17 protein-coding genes and 2 tRNA genes are annotated in these 18,661 nt (G+C 33.6%); 14 read left to right on the top strand and 5 right to left on the bottom strand.

The features are described 5' to 3' along the window. Positions 1-19: 19 nt before the first annotated feature. Entirely contained in the window at positions 20-2,851 is a 2,832-nt protein-coding gene (locus tag M0051_RS12005; RefSeq protein ID WP_306741770.1) for a CHAT domain-containing protein, read from the top strand. 423 nt (positions 2,852-3,274) lie between these two features. Here the strand turns inward: M0051_RS12005 and M0051_RS12000 are convergent, their stop codons facing one another. From M0051_RS12000 to M0051_RS11985, 4 genes are all read right to left on the bottom strand, one after another. Further along, positions 3,275-4,045, bottom strand: a complete 771-nt coding sequence (locus tag M0051_RS12000; protein WP_306741769.1) for a hypothetical protein — start codon at positions 4,043-4,045, stop codon at positions 3,275-3,277. After that, positions 4,017-4,583, bottom strand: a complete 567-nt coding sequence (locus M0051_RS11995; protein WP_306741768.1) for an RNA polymerase sigma factor — start codon at positions 4,581-4,583, stop codon at positions 4,017-4,019. Before M0051_RS11995 ends, M0051_RS12000 begins: the two co-directional genes overlap by 29 nt. A gap of 451 nt (positions 4,584-5,034) precedes the next feature. Then, positions 5,035-5,109 (bottom strand) — tRNA-Val (locus M0051_RS11990). Between the two features lie 27 nt (positions 5,110-5,136). Next, positions 5,137-5,211: transfer RNA gene (locus M0051_RS11985), tRNA-Val, on the bottom strand. A 141-nt stretch (positions 5,212-5,352) separates the two neighbouring features. Here M0051_RS11985 and M0051_RS11980 point away from each other — a divergent pair. The 4 genes from M0051_RS11980 (at position 5,353) to pheS (ending at position 8,581) form a co-directional block, all read left to right on the top strand. Continuing rightward, positions 5,353-5,703, top strand: coding sequence for a hypothetical protein (locus M0051_RS11980; protein WP_306741767.1), 351 nt, complete (start codon positions 5,353-5,355; stop codon positions 5,701-5,703). 23 nt (positions 5,704-5,726) lie between these two features. Then, positions 5,727-6,539, top strand: coding sequence for a peptidylprolyl isomerase (locus tag M0051_RS11975; protein WP_306741766.1), 813 nt, complete (start codon positions 5,727-5,729; stop codon positions 6,537-6,539). Between the two features lie 102 nt (positions 6,540-6,641). Next, a complete protein-coding gene (locus tag M0051_RS11970) occupies positions 6,642-7,466 on the top strand; it encodes a peptidylprolyl isomerase (RefSeq protein WP_306741765.1) in 825 nt (274 codons plus the stop codon). Between the two features lie 92 nt (positions 7,467-7,558). Further along, positions 7,559-8,581 (top strand): phenylalanine--tRNA ligase subunit alpha, encoded by a 1,023-nt coding sequence (gene pheS / locus M0051_RS11965; RefSeq protein WP_306741764.1) that lies wholly within the window; start codon positions 7,559-7,561, stop codon positions 8,579-8,581. A 100-nt stretch (positions 8,582-8,681) separates the two neighbouring features. Here pheS and M0051_RS11960 read toward each other — a convergent pair whose 3' ends face one another. Further along, entirely contained in the window at positions 8,682-9,101 is a 420-nt protein-coding gene (locus tag M0051_RS11960) for an OsmC family protein (protein WP_306741763.1), read from the bottom strand. A 467-nt stretch (positions 9,102-9,568) separates the two neighbouring features. On the opposite strand from M0051_RS11960, the gene M0051_RS11955 reads away from it, so the two are divergent. The 9 genes from M0051_RS11955 to M0051_RS11915 all read left to right on the top strand — a co-directional run bounded on the left by M0051_RS11955 (position 9,569) and on the right by M0051_RS11915 (position 18,660). Next, entirely contained in the window at positions 9,569-10,273 is a 705-nt protein-coding gene (locus M0051_RS11955; RefSeq protein WP_306741762.1) for a Crp/Fnr family transcriptional regulator, read from the top strand. A gap of 555 nt (positions 10,274-10,828) precedes the next feature. Then, positions 10,829-11,572 carry a hypothetical protein gene (locus M0051_RS11950; protein ID WP_306741761.1) on the top strand — a complete coding sequence of 248 codons (744 nt, stop codon included), beginning with the start codon at positions 10,829-10,831 and terminating at the stop codon, positions 11,570-11,572. Positions 11,573-11,818: 246 nt separating this feature from the next. Next, a complete protein-coding gene (locus tag M0051_RS11945) occupies positions 11,819-12,985 on the top strand; it encodes a hypothetical protein (RefSeq protein WP_306741760.1) in 1,167 nt (388 codons plus the stop codon). 7 nt (positions 12,986-12,992) lie between these two features. Next, entirely contained in the window at positions 12,993-13,700 is a 708-nt protein-coding gene (locus M0051_RS11940; protein WP_306741759.1) for a hypothetical protein, read from the top strand. 143 nt (positions 13,701-13,843) lie between these two features. Continuing rightward, the gene (locus tag M0051_RS11935) at positions 13,844-14,041 is read left to right on the top strand and encodes a hypothetical protein (RefSeq protein ID WP_306741758.1); all 198 of its coding nucleotides are present in this window, start codon (positions 13,844-13,846) and stop codon (positions 14,039-14,041) included. Between the two features lie 413 nt (positions 14,042-14,454). Beyond that, complete coding sequence (locus M0051_RS11930) at positions 14,455-14,619, top strand: hypothetical protein (RefSeq protein WP_306741757.1); 165 nt, start codon at positions 14,455-14,457, stop codon at positions 14,617-14,619. Positions 14,620-14,643: 24 nt separating this feature from the next. After that, positions 14,644-15,891 carry an aspartyl protease family protein gene (locus tag M0051_RS11925; protein ID WP_306741756.1) on the top strand — a complete coding sequence of 416 codons (1,248 nt, stop codon included), beginning with the start codon at positions 14,644-14,646 and terminating at the stop codon, positions 15,889-15,891. Positions 15,892-15,981: 90 nt separating this feature from the next. Beyond that, complete coding sequence (locus M0051_RS11920; RefSeq protein ID WP_306741755.1) at positions 15,982-18,189, top strand: peptidase domain-containing ABC transporter; 2,208 nt, start codon at positions 15,982-15,984, stop codon at positions 18,187-18,189. Between the two features lie 57 nt (positions 18,190-18,246). Beyond that, positions 18,247-18,660: a GxxExxY protein gene (locus M0051_RS11915; protein WP_306741754.1), complete on the top strand. Its 414-nt coding sequence runs from the start codon at positions 18,247-18,249 to the stop codon at positions 18,658-18,660. Position 18,661: the final 1 nt, after the last annotated feature.

The raw sequence follows: 18,661 nt of genomic DNA, 5'->3' as shown, positions 1-18,661 counted from the left end.
TAAGAAAAACTACTTGAGCGTGAAAAAAAACCTAAAAAAAATTCTGCTTTTCTCTCTTTTACTTGTTTTGCTGGCAGGCGAAAACAAGAATTTAGCACTTACATCTATTTTTTCTGAAGATCAGAAAACTGAAAATTTATCTCCTGATTCAATTCTTGTTAATCAGGTGAATAGAGCATTAGAGTTTTATCAGACTCGTGAATTCCAATATGCTGTACAATCTTTCGAAAATGCGATACAAACAATTGAAAGTGGTGGCGTTACTGATCAGAATATGATTTATCGAACTTTTGTAAATTTTGGTGTGATTAAGAAAAGGTTGGGGAAAATAACAGATGCGCTCAAATATTTTAAACTTGCGGAGGATTTTACACTTAATAATTACGGGATAGAATCGGCAAAATTGGTTCCTATATATGTAAATACAGGTAATATTTATAATGAACTATTAGATTTATTTAAGGCTCAGACTTATTATGAGAAAGCATTGTCTTTAATTGATAATAGTGATTCAAGATATCTTTCACAAATCAATAATAATCTTGGAAATATCCATTATAAAAGGAATGAATATAAAATAGCATTAGATTTTTTAAAAAAGTCTTTATTAGAAAAAAAGGAAGCGAATGATAAAAATATTTCAACCACTCTTAATGGAATCGCTAATTGTTATAGGAATTTAAAAGAATATGGTTTTGCGGATTCGTATTATCAACAGAGTATAAATAATATAAAATCAATTGGTGGTTCAAATCATTACCATTTAGGACATCTCTATTTAAATTATGGAATCTTCCAAAATGAAATAAAGAATCATCAGAATGTACTGAAATATTTAGAATTGGCTTATGGTATTTATCAAAGTAATTTTGGTCCTAAACATCCTGATGTTGCCAACTGTTTAATGAATATGGGTGAATTTTATGGGGAACAAAAGCAAAATATTACTTCTTTAAAGTATTATCAAAAAGCTATTATTTCTGAATTGGATAACTTTTCGGATAGTACAATTTATGCTAATCCTGATTTAAATGAAATTGAACCGCAAATATCAATACTTAGTATTTTAAAAGGTAAGGCAAAGGGATTTTATAATTTGTTTGAGGAAAATGAGAAAATTAGTGATCTGGATTTTAGCTTAGATACATATGACTTATGCCTAAATATTATTGATAAAATTAGAATTGGTTACCAGGATGAGCAAAGTAAGTTTGCTTTATCACAGAACGAAAAAGATACTTATACGGCTGCCATTGAGATTGCTGTGGAATTGTATAATCTTACCAAAGATGCTGGTTATAAGGAAAGAGCTTTTAAATATGCAGAGCGATCGAAAGCAGCTAGTTTGATGTCTTCTTTAAATGATGTGAATGCCAAAAATGTTGGAGGAATTCCGCTTGAATTGCAGGAGGAGGAACAACAATTAAGAAAAGATATTGCAAGCTATCGTGAAAAAATTTACGAAGAACGAAAAAAGATACAAACAGATCGAAAAAAGATTTCGGAATGGCAGGGAGAATTGTTCTCATTGAATGAAAGTTATAACCAAATGGTACTTCGTTTCGAAGAAGATTACCCTAAGTATTATGATCTTAAGTATAGAAATAATACAATTGAAATATCTCAACTTCAGAAAAGACTATCTTCGGATGAATTACTAATAGAGTATTCAATTTCAGATTCTTCTCTTTTCACTTTCATTATTACTTCAGATTCATTTGAAATAGAAAAACAAAAAATCAATTCAGATAGTTTAGATCATCATATAGAGGAAGTTAGAAGCTCCTTGAAGACAAATGATTTTGCAGAAAACAGTTCAGAATATTATCAACGTTATACTAAATCAGCATTTTATTTATACCAAACTTTTGTTGCTCCGCATAGTGAGCTAATTCAAAATAAGAAATTAATTATAGTTCCAGATGGTAAGATGGCTTATGTTCCTTTCGGAGTCTTGATAATGCAAAAAGCAAATCCCGAACGTATGAATTATCGAGATTTAGATTATTTAATAAAATCAAATACAATAACTTACCAAAACTCTGCTACAATTGGATTCTCAATTGAACCAGCAGGATTTAGTTTCACAACAAGTAAATCTGTATTGGCCTTTGCTCCATCCTATAAGGGTATTGATGATTCTATTCTATACACAGAAAGAGCATACAGAGATAAATTGTATCCTTTGCCATATACAAAAGAAGAAGTTAATAATATTTCTAATGTAATGGAAGGGGACTTATATTTGGATGAATTTGCAACTGAACAAAACTTTAAGGATCATGCCAGTGACTATGAAGTTTTGCATCTGGCTATGCATACAATTATAGATGATGAGAATCCAATGTATTCGAAACTGGTATTTACTCAAACAAGTGATACAGTTCAGGACGGATTATTGAATACGCATGAAATTTATAACATGAATTTTAATGCTAGAATGGTAGTTCTTAGTGCTTGTAACACAGGAGATGGAAAACTTTTAAAGGGTGAGGGTGTGATGAGTTTAGCTAGAGGGTTCTTTTATGCTGGCTGTCCTAGTATTATTATGACCTTATGGACAGTTGAAGACCAAACCGGATCTAATTTAATGACTAATTTTTATGGTTATCTTTCGCAAGGATTCGAGAAGGATGAAGCTCTTCGTCAAGCTAAATTAAAATATTTAGAAACTGCCGATCCACTCAAGTCCCATCCTTATTTCTGGTCAGGCTATGTAACTATGGGAGATGTTGAGCCATTATATGATTTCGATCTCAAAAATAATATGGTTTATATCGGTTTTGGTGGTTTTGCATTAATTGCTCTTATCGTATTTAGAATAAGAAGAGTTAGGAGAAGAGTTGTTTAAGTATTAAATAGAGATGATCCGAAAGCCTAAGATATTGTTTTAGGCTTTTTTACTTTTTCGGTTTCAGATAAGTTTGTATTTTTAATAACTATCGCATTATAAGGCAAATATAGCTATTTCTTCAATGGTAAATATCTGATAATTTGAATTTACATTTTATGTTTATGATATCTATTTGTAAATGAAAGATATGATAATATCATAAAACCAATGAGCTAAAAATTCTAATAGAGCCAAGAATAAATTCCTTTAATATTAAACGTTAGAATTTAAGAAACACCGTTGACTAGATATGATTTAATATTTTTAGTAATAGATAATGCACTATTCTCCTATATTAAGTATATGTTAGATTTTAGAAAAAAGCAAAGCCGTTCAATTTAGTTGAACGACTTTATATATGTGTTAATGAATGAGTGTAATCTATTCCAATTTATTAAGAATTTCTTGTGCTTTTGCTTTATAGAAGCTATTTCCTTTTGCAATTGTATTAAACTGTTTAATGGCTTTATCTCTTTCGTTTGTCATCAAGTAACAAAATCCTAAATACCATTCAGATTGTTCTATAAACAAGTTGTTTTTGTGCTTTATTACTCTTGTAAAATTCTTGTTTGCTTTATGATATTCATTAATTTCTAAATTAGAAATACCTGAATAAAAGTTACTCGTAATATTTGTACTATCCTTGTCTAATATTTTCTTAAAAAGGGTTAAAGCTGTATAATAATCCCTGGATTCGTAACTCTTTAATGCTGTTACAAGCATATTATCGATATTAGCATCAGCCGAACGAGAATTATTTACGATCGCATACGGCTTGTAGTAATTGCTGTAAACTTTCTCATTCGAATAGGAGCTCTTGTTGTTTACAAGGAACATTAAACTACCTAAACCAATAAATAATGCTAATGAAGCTGCAACAATATTCCATTTGGTTAGATACTTAAATTTGCGCTTCTCTTGTTCTTTAGGAGGTATTTCTATTGCCTCCAGCTTGCTTCTAAGATCCATAATGTCATTTTCCATTATAGCCTCGTCAACCTCTTGATGTAAATCCAGTTCCATCTGTAAGTCTGTATCATCAAGAAGGTCCTTCTCAAATTCCTTTAGTTGGTCGTCAGATAAACCACCATCCAGGAAATCCTCAATACGGTCAAAATTCATATCACTCATCATATACTTCTTTAAATTCATTATCACTTTTAATACTCTCTATCAGAGTTTGTTTACACTGATATTTCCTTTTCTTTGCGTACTTCTCACTCTTATAGCCCATGATATCGGCAATTTCTTTAAGTGAGATTTTGTCTAAAGCAAGTTGAAGAACTTTTCTACAATCCGGGCCAAGTTTTTGGAAGTGTTTCTGATACAGTCGATACCTCTCAGTTTGGTCATAAGTCTCAGAAGCTTCGTCTAATCGATTATCCAGAACTCCTTCCGAATTGATTTCATTGCTGTTCTTTTTCTTTTCAAGTTGCTTTAACCACAAAAGTCTGCAAATGGAATAGATGTATGTTTTAAAGTTACAACTAAGAACCAACGGTTCTTTTTTCATTTTACGATAGATTACAATAATAGCTTCTTGAAAAAGATCGCGTGCGTCCTCCTCGTTCCCATTATTGTTCTCGATAAAATTGCGAATACTTGGAAAGAACTTTTTGTAGATGTAATTTAATACATCATTATTGCTCATACTTATTCCCTCAAGTATCGCTTCAGTAGTGTAATCCATATTTTCTACCCCTTTATTCCTTTTATGGCAAAAAGGTAACCCTCAAAAAGTGAAAAAAAATTAAAAAAATATCAATCTTACATGTAAGTAATTGAAAATTAGATAAATAAAAAACAAAAAAACTATTTTTTTTTCGTCTTTTTTTTATTTGTTATCATAAACCAAAGCAATATACTACTTATATTCAAATTTGGTTACTGCTAAAGCCTATTTTTTTATGATGAAATTATAAAAAAGTGGTGTAAGCGTACTAAAAAAGGAAGTGAATGCCTCATTATACTGTAGCCTAGTTGAGCAATTATACTTTAAATTTTATACAAATTTAAGTTATAGATTTTAATATTCTGGATTTCTAAGGATTGTATAAGCAATTTATTCTACTAAAAATAAATGTTCAATCGAGAAAGGGTATAAACAAAAAAATCGGCTTTCAAATGAAAACCGATTTTTGTGGGCGATATAAGATTCGAACTTATGACCCCTTGGGTGTAAACCAAGTGCTCTGAACCAACTGAGCTAATCGCCCCTGTTATTGGGAAATTTTGCTTTTTTGTGGGCGATATAGGATTCGAACCTATGACCCCTTGGGTGTAAACCAAGTGCTCTGAACCAACTGAGCTAATCGCCCTTGCCCTTAAAAGCGATGCAAATATAAGGTGGAATATTTTTATCTGCAAGAATAATTTTCAAAAAAATGAAAAAAATATTTCTGAATGACCCTAATATTCGAGGAAAGCTTTAAATTTAGCATTCGTAAAAATTTGATACTATGGATAATAATTTAGAGAGAGACTGGAATAGTTTGTTATATAAAATTTCTGAAGAATTTAATGTTGATGCCGATTTAAATGGAACTTTACTTTTAATTGGTATACAAGAGCGAGGTTTAGGCTTTCAGGAAAGTTATTCAAAAGAGGAAAAGTGGGATCACATCGATTTAGCAACATGTACACTACTTATGAAATGGAATTACTATTCTATTGATGGATATGATGAAGACAATTGGCCTATATTTGTAAAGAACAAAATGGTTCCGCGCTTTTCAAAGGACAAAGAAACTCAATTGTTAAAATCATCGATTGTGGAATACTTTAAAGACAATGGATATTTGAATGATTAAATAACAAACCTATACACATTAAAATGAAGAAACTACTTTACCTGACCTTTATACTTGCAATGGTATCTTGTCAACAAAAATTGGAATTAGGAAAGAAAAACAGAATTGTTGAAATTGAAACTGAATATGGTGATATCAAAATTAAGCTATATGACGAAACACCTTTGCATCGCGATAATTTCGTAAAATTGGCTCATGCAAATTATTTTGATGGAACTTTATTTCACAGAGTGATTGATGGTTTTATGATACAAGGAGGAGACCCTGACTCTAAAGCAGCTAAACCTGGTGTTAGACTGGGAGAAGGTGGTCCGGGATATCAGATAGATGCTGAGTTCAATCCTACTTTATTTCACAAAAGAGGGGTTATTGCTGCGGCAAGAGAAGGTGATGCAGTTAATCCACAAAAGAAATCATCTGGTTCACAATTTTATTTGGCTCAAGGTAAAGTATATACTCAGGGAGGATTGGATACCTTGTTAATGAAATTGAATGATAGAGTAAAAAATCAAATTTTTGAAAAGGCTCAAAAAAATAAGGCTACTGAGATTATGAAATTTCAATCGGAAGGTGATATGGATAAGGTTTCAGAATTGATAGATCAGATTCAAGTTGAAGTTGACTCTGTTTTTGCGACTCAGCAAGTTAAGTTTACGCAGGATCAGATTGATGCTTACACAACAGTAGGAGGGATTCCTCACCTAGATGGCAATTACACAGTATTTGGTGAAGTAATTGAAGGTATTGAGTTTATTGATAGTATTGCCAAAGTAAAAAGAGATGAATTTGATCGGCCATTGGAGGATGTAACAATGAAAATAAAGATTGTTCAGTAATTGATTAAAAAGAATAGCGAGCTCCGGAAATTATTTCGGAGCTTTTTTTGTGATGAATTTTAATGATATCTATCTTAGTTCAGTTTTTTAAAAAGAGTAACAATGAGAAAATTAGTTATACTTCTGATTTTATTTTTATTTCAATTTTCTGCGAAGAATACTTTTGCCCAAGGAACCAATTCAATAATCCTGATTGAGACCAATTTGGGTAATATGAAGGTGATGCTTTACAAGGAAACACCCAAACACAGACAAAATTTTTTACAATTGGTGGAGAACGATCATTTCGATGGCACTCTTTTTTACCGCGTAATCAAAGGATTTGTTGCCCAGGGAGGATCGCAAGATTCGAGAAATGCACCAGCTGGTAAAGCTATTGGATATGGGGATGCAAATAGAACCATACAATCGGAGTTTAATAAAATGTTTTTCCATAAAAAGGGAGCTCTTGCTTCTCCGCGTCAGCCCGATAAGGTGAATATTTTTAAAGAATCAGATGTATCGCAGTTTTATATTGCACATGGTAGGGTATTTACTAATGAAGAATTGGATGCCATGGAGAAAGAGGTTAATGTGCCTTTACGAAAAAGAATCGTAAAGAGATATTTAACTCCAAAGAAAAGACAAATTCTGGATTCTTTGAAAAAGGCCAAAAAGGTGGCGGAGTTTCGTGAAATTGCAAAAAAAATAAAAGAATCAATTGAGTTTGATTACACTGCATCATCTGAAAAATTGGAATTTACTCCTGAGCAAAGAAAAGCATATACTACAGTAGGAGGAGTACCACATTTAGACAATAATTATACAGTTTTTGGAGAGGTAATTAGTGGATTAGAGGTTTTAGATAAAATTGTAAAGCTAAAAACAGATTCCAATGATCGACCTTATACTGATGTTAAGATGAAAGTAAAAATCTTAAAGTATTAAAGGCTTTTGGTATTTAGCCATTTGCTTTTAGCCAATGAGAAAAAAGTTTTTGTAACTTTGCCGACTGTTGCAATAAATAAAGAAGTTATATCATGCTTGACAAAATAAAAAACCTGCTTGATGAGTTGAATGGATTTTCAGCTACAACACTGGAAGAGGTAGAACAGTTCAGAATTAAACACCTTAGTAAAAAAGGTAGCATTGCTTCGTTGTTTGCCGATTTTAAAACTGTTCCAAACGAGGAGAAAAAAGCTGTGGGACAAGCTTTAAATGAGCTTAAAACAGTGGCTATGGATAAAGTAAATGCCTTAAAGGAAAGTTTTACCGGTGCTGAATTTGGCAAGTCTGGTTTGGATTTGACTTTGTCTGGCGATCCTGTAAAATTAGGTTCTCGCCACCCACTTTCGTTGGTAAGAAATGAGATTACAGAAATTTTCGCTCGTTTAGGATTTACCATTTCTGAAGGTCCGGAGATTGAAGATGATTGGCACAACTTCTCGGCATTGAACTTTCCTGATGAGCATCCGGCACGCGATATGCAGGATACTTTCTTTATCGAAAAAAATCCAGATGTAATTCTAAGAACTCACACATCATCGGTACAGGTTCATGATTTACAGGAAATGGAATTGCCAATTCGTTGTTTAACTCCTGGTAGAGTATTCCGTAACGAAGCAATTTCGGCTCGTGCACACTGTATTTTCCACCAAATTGAGGCTTTATATGTAGATGAGAAAGTTTCTTTTGCTGATTTGAAGCAAACGCTTACTTATTTTGCAAAAGAGTTCTTTGGTGAGAAAACTGAAATCAGATTGCGTCCTTCATACTTCCCATTTACTGAGCCATCAGCAGAGGTAGATGTTACTTGTTCGCTTTGTGGCGGAAAAGGATGTAATGTATGTAAGGGAACCGGATGGCTTGAAATTTTAGGTTGCGGTATGGTTGATCCAAATGTATTGGAATTAAACGGTATTGATAGCAAGAAGTACTCAGGTTTTGCCTTGGGTATGGGAATTGAGCGTATTACCATGTTGAAATATGGTATTAAAGATCTTCGCTTGTTCTTCGAGAACGATATCCGTTTCCTTGAGCAATTTACTGCAGCAGGATTCTAAGAAAATCACAATAGATTTAAAATATAAATGCCTTCCATAAAGGGAGGCATTTTTTATTTTTTGCAATATACAGACGCACGGCCGTGGGTCTCTATCCAATTTATTCTTCGTGGTAAATAATCTCCGAAGTAACAGGAATTACTTTTTTGTACAGAGCACTAACTCCACAATATTCTTCTTCCGATAGTTTTACAGCTCGTTCAATCTTAGCATGAGGAAAATCTTTACCAAAGAATTCATAAATAATGTGCATGTTTTTATAATAACTTGGCTGTTCCTCGCTCAATTCACCTTCAACCGAAACTTTGATATCACGAACTTCAACACGCATCTTTTTTAGGATCATTACGATATCGATACCGGTGCAGCCAGCGAGTGCTGTTAACATTAACTTTTTAGGACTAACACCAGTGCCATCACCCCCAACTTGTTTGCTGGCATCGGTTATCAATTCGTGTCCATCCATATTGGCTTTATAGGCAAAATTGCCTTGCCAGTCCATTTCTACTTTGTGTTTCATTGTTTATAAAGTTGCAGGTTACAAGTAGTGCATTTCAGGTTAGTGAAGGTCACAGCTTATAACTTATGTGTACGTAATTCAAAGAAATATTGATTTCAATCAAAATTATTAAAAAATATTGTAGCTTAAAACTTGTAATATCGATTACTACTCAAACGCGCCCTTAGTGCGTTTCACTTCTAAAATCACGTTGAACATGTATCGGCATTATACCAGAACATTTTAATTATTAAATGTTATAACATGAAGCTGTAAACAGATTTGGATTTGTTAGGAAAATCAAACAAGTGTGTAAATGGCTATTGGAGAAATATAACTTAAATTACTATATTTAAACCTGATTCTAAAGTTGGTGAAATTAGAATTAAGAAATGATTAAAACATCTGTAAAAATTGCTGGTTTGGCATGTTTTTTTAGGATGTTTAACAAAGCTATTTTATAACAAGTTTATTCAGTAAGCGTTGAAATGAAGCAAAATATTAATCTTCCAAACTGCAATCAGTTGGCTGAGAAATTCAGTCTTAAGTTTCCTGATCTGGGTGTCGACGATCAAAATCTTTTATTTTGGGGTGAAGAGGTACAATTCTTTAAACGTGGAAGTGTAATTTATAGAGAAGGAGACTTTGCCAAAGGTTGCTTCTTTCTTTATTCGGGTATTTTAAAGGTTTTTAAAACCGGATTGGAAGGAAAAGAGCAAATTATTCGTTTTGCAAAAGAGGGTGATTTAATCGGATTTAGATCGGTATTAAGTCATGAACGTTTTTGCACTTCCGCAAAGGTTATCGAAGATGCCGTGGTATGTTTTATCCCATCAAATGTTCTTACCAAACTGATACAAGAGAACTCTAATTTTGCCTTGCAGCTAATGAAAGTTACTTGTGCCGAATTGGGTGAAGCCAACAATTACATTACCGATATTGCACAAAAAACGGTAAGAGAGCGATTGGCTGAAGTATTGATACACCTTGAGGACACTTTCGGTTTAAATGAAGAAGGAACCCTAAAAATATCGCTTACGCGCGAGGAATTGGCCAATATGGTTGGAACAGCTACCGAATCGGTAATTCGATTGTTGTCGGAGTTTAAATCGGATAAACTGATAGAACTAAACGGTAGAAAAATAAAGATATTAAATAGCGAATCGCTTCGAAAAACCGGCGGTTTGATATAGAAAATAAGATATAGATGTAAGGAGCCCGTTCAATTTGTTGAGCGGGTTTTTTGCTTACTGAAAGTTTTGAAAGGTCAACGAGTCTAATAGTCGAACGGTCTAACAGTCGAATAGTCAAACAGTCGAATAGTCAAACAGTCAAATTTTCTATTGTACAGCTTAGGTAATCGGTATTATCCCTTTTTAAGAGTGTCGCTAGTATTTCTCCCACATGCTTTTTATTGTTGCGTGAACCAGTAAAATAAACACTATCGTGCCAATTGCGAATGTTATGTAACCATCGGTTTCGGGAATTCGGAATGATACAAATAATGTAAATATTAGACAAAGGATAGTTGCGGATACCAATAAATAATCTTTCATAAAATTAATTCTTCTGAATAGCCTGCAAAAGTTAGGTGTTGCACTTATTAATAACAATATCTGAAATTAAGATTAACAATATTTAACACTTACATTTTGGTGGGGCTTGCAAAATAAATTAACTTAATTCTCGTTTTTAAAAGAATATTATAATAAAGCTAACCATTTTATTAATCCAAAAATCATTTAAAAATGAGTGACAAAGAAAGTTTTGAAGCCCTAAAACCCAATTATTTATTAATTGAACAGGATGATGTGAAAGATCCCAATTTGCCTATTAATATTGCAGTTGGCGAAGCTTTTGATTTGTATCGTTATGCTACAATTGATAAAGATGCATTAACGGCAACAGATTTGGATATTGCAACAATAGAAGATTTACCAATTCGTGCAAAAGGTTTGCGAGAAGCACAAGGTAATTGGATACAAGTGCGCAAAGAAAGATCGGAAGCTGAAGAAAAGTGGACCACACTTTCGAAAGAAGCTTTCGAGACCAGAGATGAGTTATTACATTTCTGTAGATATGCCTACCGCAAAGATAATATGGCAATGCAAATTGTATATCATGTTGCCGAAGGTTATACCAATACCGACATGATTCAGGATCTTTCGGAATTGGCAAAATTGATTGAAAGCAAGCCAGAGGCATTTCAGGCGGTAGGTGGCGATCCTGCTAAAGCAACAAAAGCACAAGCTCTTGCCGAAGAGTGTAGTTTAATACTATCGAGTGTGAATGGGGATAAGGCAGAAAATGATAGGCCTGCAAAAGAAATGCGCGATAGAGCATTTACTTATCTAAAACAAGCTGTAGATGCAGTTCGTGATGCTGGTCGTTTCGTATTCTGGAAGAATCCGGAAAAGGCGGAATTGTATGCTAGTGTATATTTTAGAGAGCTTAGAGAAGAACGTGAATCTAAGCTTGAAGAACAGGATTAACCTTCTGAAACGCCCGAGAAGACTACTTACTTTTTGTAAGGGGAGCTTCCCAGGCCGAAGGAGAGCTTACTTTTTGTAAGGGAAACGTACTTTTAAGAAGGAAAGCAAATTTATACCTAAGGGATGCCTACTTTGTGTAAGGAAAGATTACTTATGCGAAGGAGGCTTTCTTTTTTGTAAGGACTAAAATATACCAAAACTCTTACTGAGCCGTAGCATGCTACGGCTCTACCCAAAAAAACTAAAATGAAAAAACAAATCTTAAACACCCTATTATTGCTAACAATTACTTTTAGTGGCTTAGCACAAAAAAATCAAGAATTAGATTACATCGATTATCACACTCAATTGAACCAAGCCAAGCTATTGATTGCACAATCGAAATTTGAGGAAGCTTTGCAAATCCATCAAAAAGTGTTTAAACAGTATCCAAAGCATTTTTATAAAGATGTTCACAATGCTTGTGTTTGTGCCATAAAATGTGAAAAGTTTAAAGAGGCAAGAAAGTTGGCACAAGAGCTAGTAAGTCTAGGGTATAGTTTAGTTAGATTTGAAAAACAAGCATTCGAATCGTTCAGAAATAGCTCTGAATGGAAAGTATTCGAGAAATCTTATCCCAAATTACGATTGAAATATGAGAGCGGTTTAAACCACGATTTGCGAGAGAAGTATCATCAGCTTTACGTGGAAGATCAACAAGTTGCCAAAAATGAATATGGTTATGGTGAGTTTAAAAATGACAGCGCCATGTTGGCATTATCCAAGCGTTTAAAAGAGTATTATAAAGAGGATGGGATTCCAGATTTTATCCATCAAAGTGATAGTATGTATACCAAGTATTTTATACTGTACCGTCATTATTTTGGGATGAAAAACAATGCCGACAACACGCCTGAGATTAAGAATAAATCCAATATCTATAAAGAGATTGATGCATTGAATTGGAAGGAAATTTTGTTAAAGGAATTAAGAGTTGGAAATATCAATCCCCAGTTTTACTCTGATGCTGTAATGTATAACGATTATAGTAACCCCTTTGGAAAGCCTGCCATTAAAATTGATTTCGATAAGGAAACGGTTTCCCCTTTTATGTGTTTAAAACCCGAAGATGTTGCTGAGAAAAACGCAAATAGGTTAGCCATTGGTTTAATGCCATTATCCGATGATAATAAGGATATTTTAGCCAATACTTGGTATGCTAAATATCCATTTAAGGCTATTAAGGATTCAATTGCCAAAACTAAAGGGGCTAGTTTGCTCGATAAGGTTATGCTTTCGAAGAAAATAGAATTACAGGTATACAATTCATTTCCGCATTCCGAATTGGATGATTTCTATCTGGATGATTACTCTCAGGTAAAAGAAAAATATTCTTATGGTTTTAAAGATTTGCCTACGGCGGATGTAAAATAAAGGTTTTATGGAGTTTTATAAGGGCCACAACCTAATAAAGCATTTAGTATTGATTTTATTGTGTTTGTTAGGCAATTACAGTTTGTATAGCCAAGTTTATAGCAAAAAAATCATCTATAAATACCAGGTTGAAAATTCCTCGGCTGAAGGAATAAAGAAGAAGCAAATCATGTATTTGGTATGTAATGGTAAAGCTTGGGTTTTCGATCCTCAAAAGCAATTTTCAGTTGGTTGGGTTGACGAAGGAAAGGATATATCCTCGCCTAATAGTAGCACAGGAGTTATCGATAATGGAGATACAGTTTGGCTGCATCCACCAAGACATGATATCTATTTTGTACATGAATTTACTCCTTTTCCAGAGGTAAGATTTCCCTTGACAGTGGGTAAACAATGGACAACGGACTTTGGATATGTTTGGCCAAGCAAGGAATTAAATATACCAAATGGCGTTAAAGTGAAACATCACTACAAAGTAGTATCGCAATTCGAGGAGTATTCTAACATTTTGCAACGAAACATTAACTGCTTTAAGGTTGAGGGATGGTTGAATCATCCTTTAATCCAATCGAAATGGATTGGTGTGTTCAATAAAGAGTTGGGATTTATAAGAATGGAGTTTTTCAATATCAACAAATCAATTACGAAAATGACCTTATCGGATTCTTTTGATTGGGATCAATGCAAGAAGAGGTTTGGCTTGTTTTCCTTGTGATTATAAATATATGATAGTATACTGTATATCTATTTAATTAACATCACAAATTAAATTTATTTACATTTTTTAACATTAATAAAGGTTACCTTTTTATGTTTTTAGGAATTAATAGGTATATAAAACCTATTTAACCACACAGAATGAACATTACGGAGAATAAAGAAGTGAAGAGAAAATTGATAAAATTGGCAATTCATAAATCAACGGGTAGACCAAAGGAATTAGCTGATATATTGAGTGTTTGTGAGCGAAATTTGTACAGAATAATTGAGGCTATAAAAGATGAAGGAATAAATATTAGATATTCCCGTCCGCTTAAATCATATATTATAGATTAAATATAAATAGTGAATATGGTTTAATTAAAAACGCTCACTGCCATTTTTGGCAGTGAGCGTTTTTAATTTAGTCGACTTATAATAATAATGCGCATTAAAAAGTCGTTCCGGAACAAATTAATCGATATCCGTTCTCATCCCGGAAACGACTTTGGTAGCTGAGCTACTCTGATCAAGGGCAAAGCTAGCTAAATGAGAGGATTCATGCAATGTTTGTGTGAGGAAGGATTGTATAGTTAAATTTTTATATGATGAAAAATTTTGAAGTATTGAATAGTCTAATGCTGTCATGCATAAAAGGAGGACGCAGTGTTGATAAAAAAGATCTTGATGGCGATGGAAATTGGGACATCAAAATAATCACTCGAAATGATGGAACTATAGTTACTAAAACAAGAAAATAGATAAATTGTATGAAAGATTTATTAAAAGACGCGATTACTAATTTAGAATTAGTTACTGTTAAAGGTGGTAAAAGAGAAGTTGAAAAAATTGATCATGATGGCGATGGGCGTTGGGACGAAAAAATAGTTAAAAAAGATGGTAAAGAAATAAAGAGAGTTATTAGACCTGTTTAATGCCAAAAATGAAGAGGATAAGTTATGCAAATAGCTTATCCTTTAAAATTTTATAAGATGAAGTATGTATTATTAATATTGTTTTTTTGTTGTACTAATGTAGTCTGTTATAGTAACAATTATAAAAAAGTACAATCTGTAGCAAAACTTAGAAATAAGAATTTCACCATCAATTTACCGGTAGAGATTAAAAATAATAAATATGTGCTGCCAAATGTTAGATTAAATGGTAGTAAAAAAGTTTATCGATTTTTACTAGATACAGGAGCCCAAAGTAGCTGCATTTCACAGGAAGTCCACGATGAGCTTGGTTTATTAAGCTGTTTTTCGGATAGCATTAGCGATGGCATCTCAAAAATGCATGTAAAATTTTCATTCTTGGATGTATCGTTCAATGATATACATTTTGATAAGGTCGGAGTTTCTGTGCTATCAAACAGTAGTTTAAACCCCAGTTGGGATTGTAGCAATATTGATGGTATAATTGGATATAATTTAATGAGATCCTGCATTTGGAGTTTGGATTCAAAAGGGGTTGTGATAACAAATAAATTGAGTAACCTTAAGTCTGTTGGGTTAAAGCAAAAAGAAAAGATTTCGAAAGGAGATAGTCCCTTTGTTGTTGGACACTTTGTTGATGGATTTAGAGCTACTATGTTATTTGATTTAGGCGACAATGGCACTTTCGAAGTTAAGAACAATTATCTTAAATATTTACGTACAAAAAAAATAAGAAGAGGAAAAGGAAGCCTTTATACTACTGTTTTAGGAGATATACAGGATACAACTACAAGTAAAATTGTACACCTTCCTGGCTTCATTTTTGAAAATGATACTCTTAGAAATGTTATAAGCTATGTTGGTCCAGGTATAGGCGATACTAATATTGCATCAATTGGTGCAGGAATATTAAACAACTTTAAGCTTACATTTGATTTTCCTAAAAGACATCTTTACGTACTAAAGAAAAACGAGAATTTTAATGTATCTAAATTTTTTAACTGCGGATTCGAGTATAGGATTGTCCAAAAGAAAATGTTCATACGGTTTGTTTGGAATGACACGGATGCTGAACGTGCAGGCTTAATGCCAGATCAGCAAATATTAAGAATTAATAGTATAGATTTTTCAGAGGTAAACAATTTGGAAACTTGTGAGCTCAAAAAAATTGTAAAGGAAGAATTAGGTAAAAAACAAATAGAATTGGAAGTAAAAGGGAGAGACGATATAGTTATTTTGAATAAGATGAAATTGGAAAAGAATATGTATTAATTCGATTTATTTGGGAAAAGTACAATTCATTTAGATATCAATAAAATTCCTTATTTTTAGGCTTGGAACTAAATCTAACTCCTACTTACCTTGAAAAAACGATTTCCACACTTTCGACAGTTGGATGCCATGGATTGTGGCCCAACCTGTTTGCGCATGATTGCCAAGCACTATGGCAAGAATTACACTTTACAATCATTACGCGATAAATCGCACATTACCCGCGAAGGCGTTTCGATGTTGGGTATTGCTGATGCGGCCGAAAGTATTGGAATGCGAAGTATGGGCGTTCGTATTTCTTTCGATCAGTTGGCGAAAGAGGCTCCACTTCCGGCAGTTTGTCATTGGGGACAAAACCACTTTGTAGTGGTGCACAAGGTAGAGGAGAAGCGCAACAAAACCATTGTTCATGTTGCCGATCCTGGATCGGGTTTGCTGAAATTTACCAAAGAAGAGTTCATTAAGCAATGGGCAAGTACACAAAGCCAGGGAGAGCTGAAAGGTTTGTGTTTGTTGTTGGAACCAACACCTGATTTTTACAGTAAGAACGGCGAAGATGTTTCTCAAAAGAAAAGCATAGGTTTTCTGCTAAAATACTTAAAGCCTTATCGCAAATTCATGATTCAGCTGGTATTGGGGATGCTATTTGGATCTTTGCTACAGCTGATTTTTCCATTTCTTACCCAATCCATTGTTGATATTGGGATCAACACCCAAAACTTGAGTTTTATTTACCTGGTACTCATAGCCCAGCTGGTATTGTTCATATCCAGAATGTCGGTAGAGTTTATTCGCTCCTGGATTTTACTGCACATTTCAACTCGAATTAATATTTCTTTGATATCCGATTTCCTGATCAAGTTAATGAAGTTGCCAATTGGATTCTTCGATATTAAAATGATTGGGGATTTGTTGCAAAGAATTCAAGATCATACCCGAATTGAGAACTTTTTGACATCTTCAACCTTAAATGTGTTGTTCTCTATGGTGAACCTCTTGATTTTTGGGGTTGTATTGGCAATTTACGATATGCAAATTTTCTTGGTTTTCATGTTGGGATCAGGACTTTATCTACTTTGGGTGAACCTGTTCTTGCGCAAGCGTAGAGAATTGGATGGAAAAAGATTTGCTCAAATGTCTAGCAATCAGAACTCGTTGGTGCAGTTAATCACCGGAATGCAGGAGATTAAATTGAACAACTGTGAGAAACAAAAACGTTGGGAGTGGGAACAAATTCAGGCCGAATTGTTCCAGGTTAGAACCAAAGGCTTGGCTTTAAATCAGTATCAGATTTCAGGATCGGTATTTTTTAACGAAACCAAAAATATCATAATCACATTCTTGGCAGCAAAAGCGGTTTTAGATGGTGGAATGACACTGGGTATGATGCTGGCGGTTCAATATATCATTGGTCAGTTGAATTCTCCGCTCGATAATTTGGTACAGGTAATTCACTCCTGGCAGGATGCAAAAATCTCCTTGGAACGTTTGGGTGAAATCCACGAAATGAAAGAGGAGGAGGATGTAAAAGATCAGAAACTTACAGAAATCCCTGATGAGAAAACCATTGATATTGAAAATGTTTGTTTCCAGTACGAAGGTCCGCATTCAGAAATGGTTTTGAACGATGTAAACCTACAGGTAGAAGAGGGAAAAACGACTGCAATTGTGGGAGCATCGGGTAGTGGAAAAACCACTTTAATTAAGCTGATGTTGGGGTTTTATCCTACTACAAAAGGTAGAATTTCATTGGGAGGAACAACCATAGAAAATTACAGCTCTGCCATGTGGCGCCAAAATTGTGGTGTAGTAATGCAGGATGGATTTATTTTCTCGGATACCATTGCCAAGAACATTGCGGTAGGGGTTGAGCATATCGATAAAAAGAGATTGTTGTATGCAGTACAAGTGGCTTGTATCGACCAGTTTATTGAAAATTTACCATTGCGTTACAATACCAATATTGGAGCCAATGGTCACGGATTAAGCCAGGGACAAAAGCAAAGAATACTGATTGCTCGTGCGGTTTATAAAAATCCTGAATTCTTGTTCTTTGATGAAGCTACCAATGCATTGGATGCAAACAATGAGTTGGCCATTATGGAAAACCTCGATGAATTTAATAAAGGCAGAACGGTTGTAGTAGTTGCACATAGATTAAGCACCGTGCGAAATGCTGATAAAATCATAGTGTTGGAGAAAGGAGAAATTGTAGAGCAAGGCACACACGAAGAGCTTACTTCTCTTGAAGGGAAATATTATCAGTTGGTTAAGAATCAGTTAGAACTAGGTAATTAATTTTTTTAGACGCTGATTTTATAAGATGATTATGATTTTTATGATATGGAATTGCACATGATAGAGAATTATAAATATACTGAGCTTACAGATAAGATTATTGAAGCATTTTATAAAGTTTATAATCAACTTGGAATTGGATTTCAAGAGAAAGTATATGAAAATGCTCTTTTAATTGAATTAGACAAAAGACTTTTAGACTGTGAAAAACAAAAGAATATTAAAGTATATTATGAGGGTCAGTTAATTGGTGATTATTATGCTGACATAGTAGTAAATGAGTCTGTCATAATTGAATTAAAAGCCGTAGAATCAATCCGTTTTGAGCATGAAGTTCAGTTGGTAAATTATTTACGAGCAACTAATATAGAAGTTGGGTTACTTTTAAATTTTGGTAATAAACCTCAAATTAAACGCAAGGTTTTTGCTAATAGCAGGAAAGTAAATCTTAATGATCATATGAAATCATAAA

This window comes from Marinifilum sp. D714, assembly GCF_030851345.1.
Lineage (GTDB): Bacteria > Bacteroidota > Bacteroidia > Bacteroidales > Marinifilaceae > Marinifilum.
Note: the sequence above shows the minus strand (reverse complement) of the source record. Positions and strands in the feature narration are given on the sequence as shown.

Excerpts from the sequence above, each read along its gene's own strand:
- M0051_RS12000 (WP_306741769.1), bottom strand. The coding sequence starts at position 4,045 with ATGAATTTAAAGAAGTATATGATGAGTGATATGAATTTTGACCGTATT.
- M0051_RS11995 (WP_306741768.1), bottom strand. The coding sequence starts at position 4,583 with ATGGATTACACTACTGAAGCGATACTTGAGGGAATAAGTATGAGCAAT.
- M0051_RS11980 (WP_306741767.1), top strand. The coding sequence starts at position 5,353 with ATGGATAATAATTTAGAGAGAGACTGGAATAGTTTGTTATATAAAATT.
- M0051_RS11975 (WP_306741766.1), top strand. The coding sequence starts at position 5,727 with ATGAAGAAACTACTTTACCTGACCTTTATACTTGCAATGGTATCTTGT.
- M0051_RS11970 (WP_306741765.1), top strand. The coding sequence starts at position 6,642 with ATGAGAAAATTAGTTATACTTCTGATTTTATTTTTATTTCAATTTTCT.
- pheS (WP_306741764.1), top strand. The coding sequence starts at position 7,559 with ATGCTTGACAAAATAAAAAACCTGCTTGATGAGTTGAATGGATTTTCA.
- M0051_RS11960 (WP_306741763.1), bottom strand. The coding sequence starts at position 9,101 with ATGAAACACAAAGTAGAAATGGACTGGCAAGGCAATTTTGCCTATAAA.
- M0051_RS11955 (WP_306741762.1), top strand. The coding sequence starts at position 9,569 with ATGAAGCAAAATATTAATCTTCCAAACTGCAATCAGTTGGCTGAGAAA.
- M0051_RS11950 (WP_306741761.1), top strand. The coding sequence starts at position 10,829 with ATGAGTGACAAAGAAAGTTTTGAAGCCCTAAAACCCAATTATTTATTA.
- M0051_RS11945 (WP_306741760.1), top strand. The coding sequence starts at position 11,819 with ATGAAAAAACAAATCTTAAACACCCTATTATTGCTAACAATTACTTTT.
- M0051_RS11940 (WP_306741759.1), top strand. The coding sequence starts at position 12,993 with ATGGAGTTTTATAAGGGCCACAACCTAATAAAGCATTTAGTATTGATT.
- M0051_RS11935 (WP_306741758.1), top strand. The coding sequence starts at position 13,844 with ATGAACATTACGGAGAATAAAGAAGTGAAGAGAAAATTGATAAAATTG.
- M0051_RS11930 (WP_306741757.1), top strand. The coding sequence starts at position 14,455 with ATGAAAGATTTATTAAAAGACGCGATTACTAATTTAGAATTAGTTACT.
- M0051_RS11925 (WP_306741756.1), top strand. The coding sequence starts at position 14,644 with ATGCAAATAGCTTATCCTTTAAAATTTTATAAGATGAAGTATGTATTA.
- M0051_RS11915 (WP_306741754.1), top strand. The coding sequence starts at position 18,247 with ATGATAGAGAATTATAAATATACTGAGCTTACAGATAAGATTATTGAA.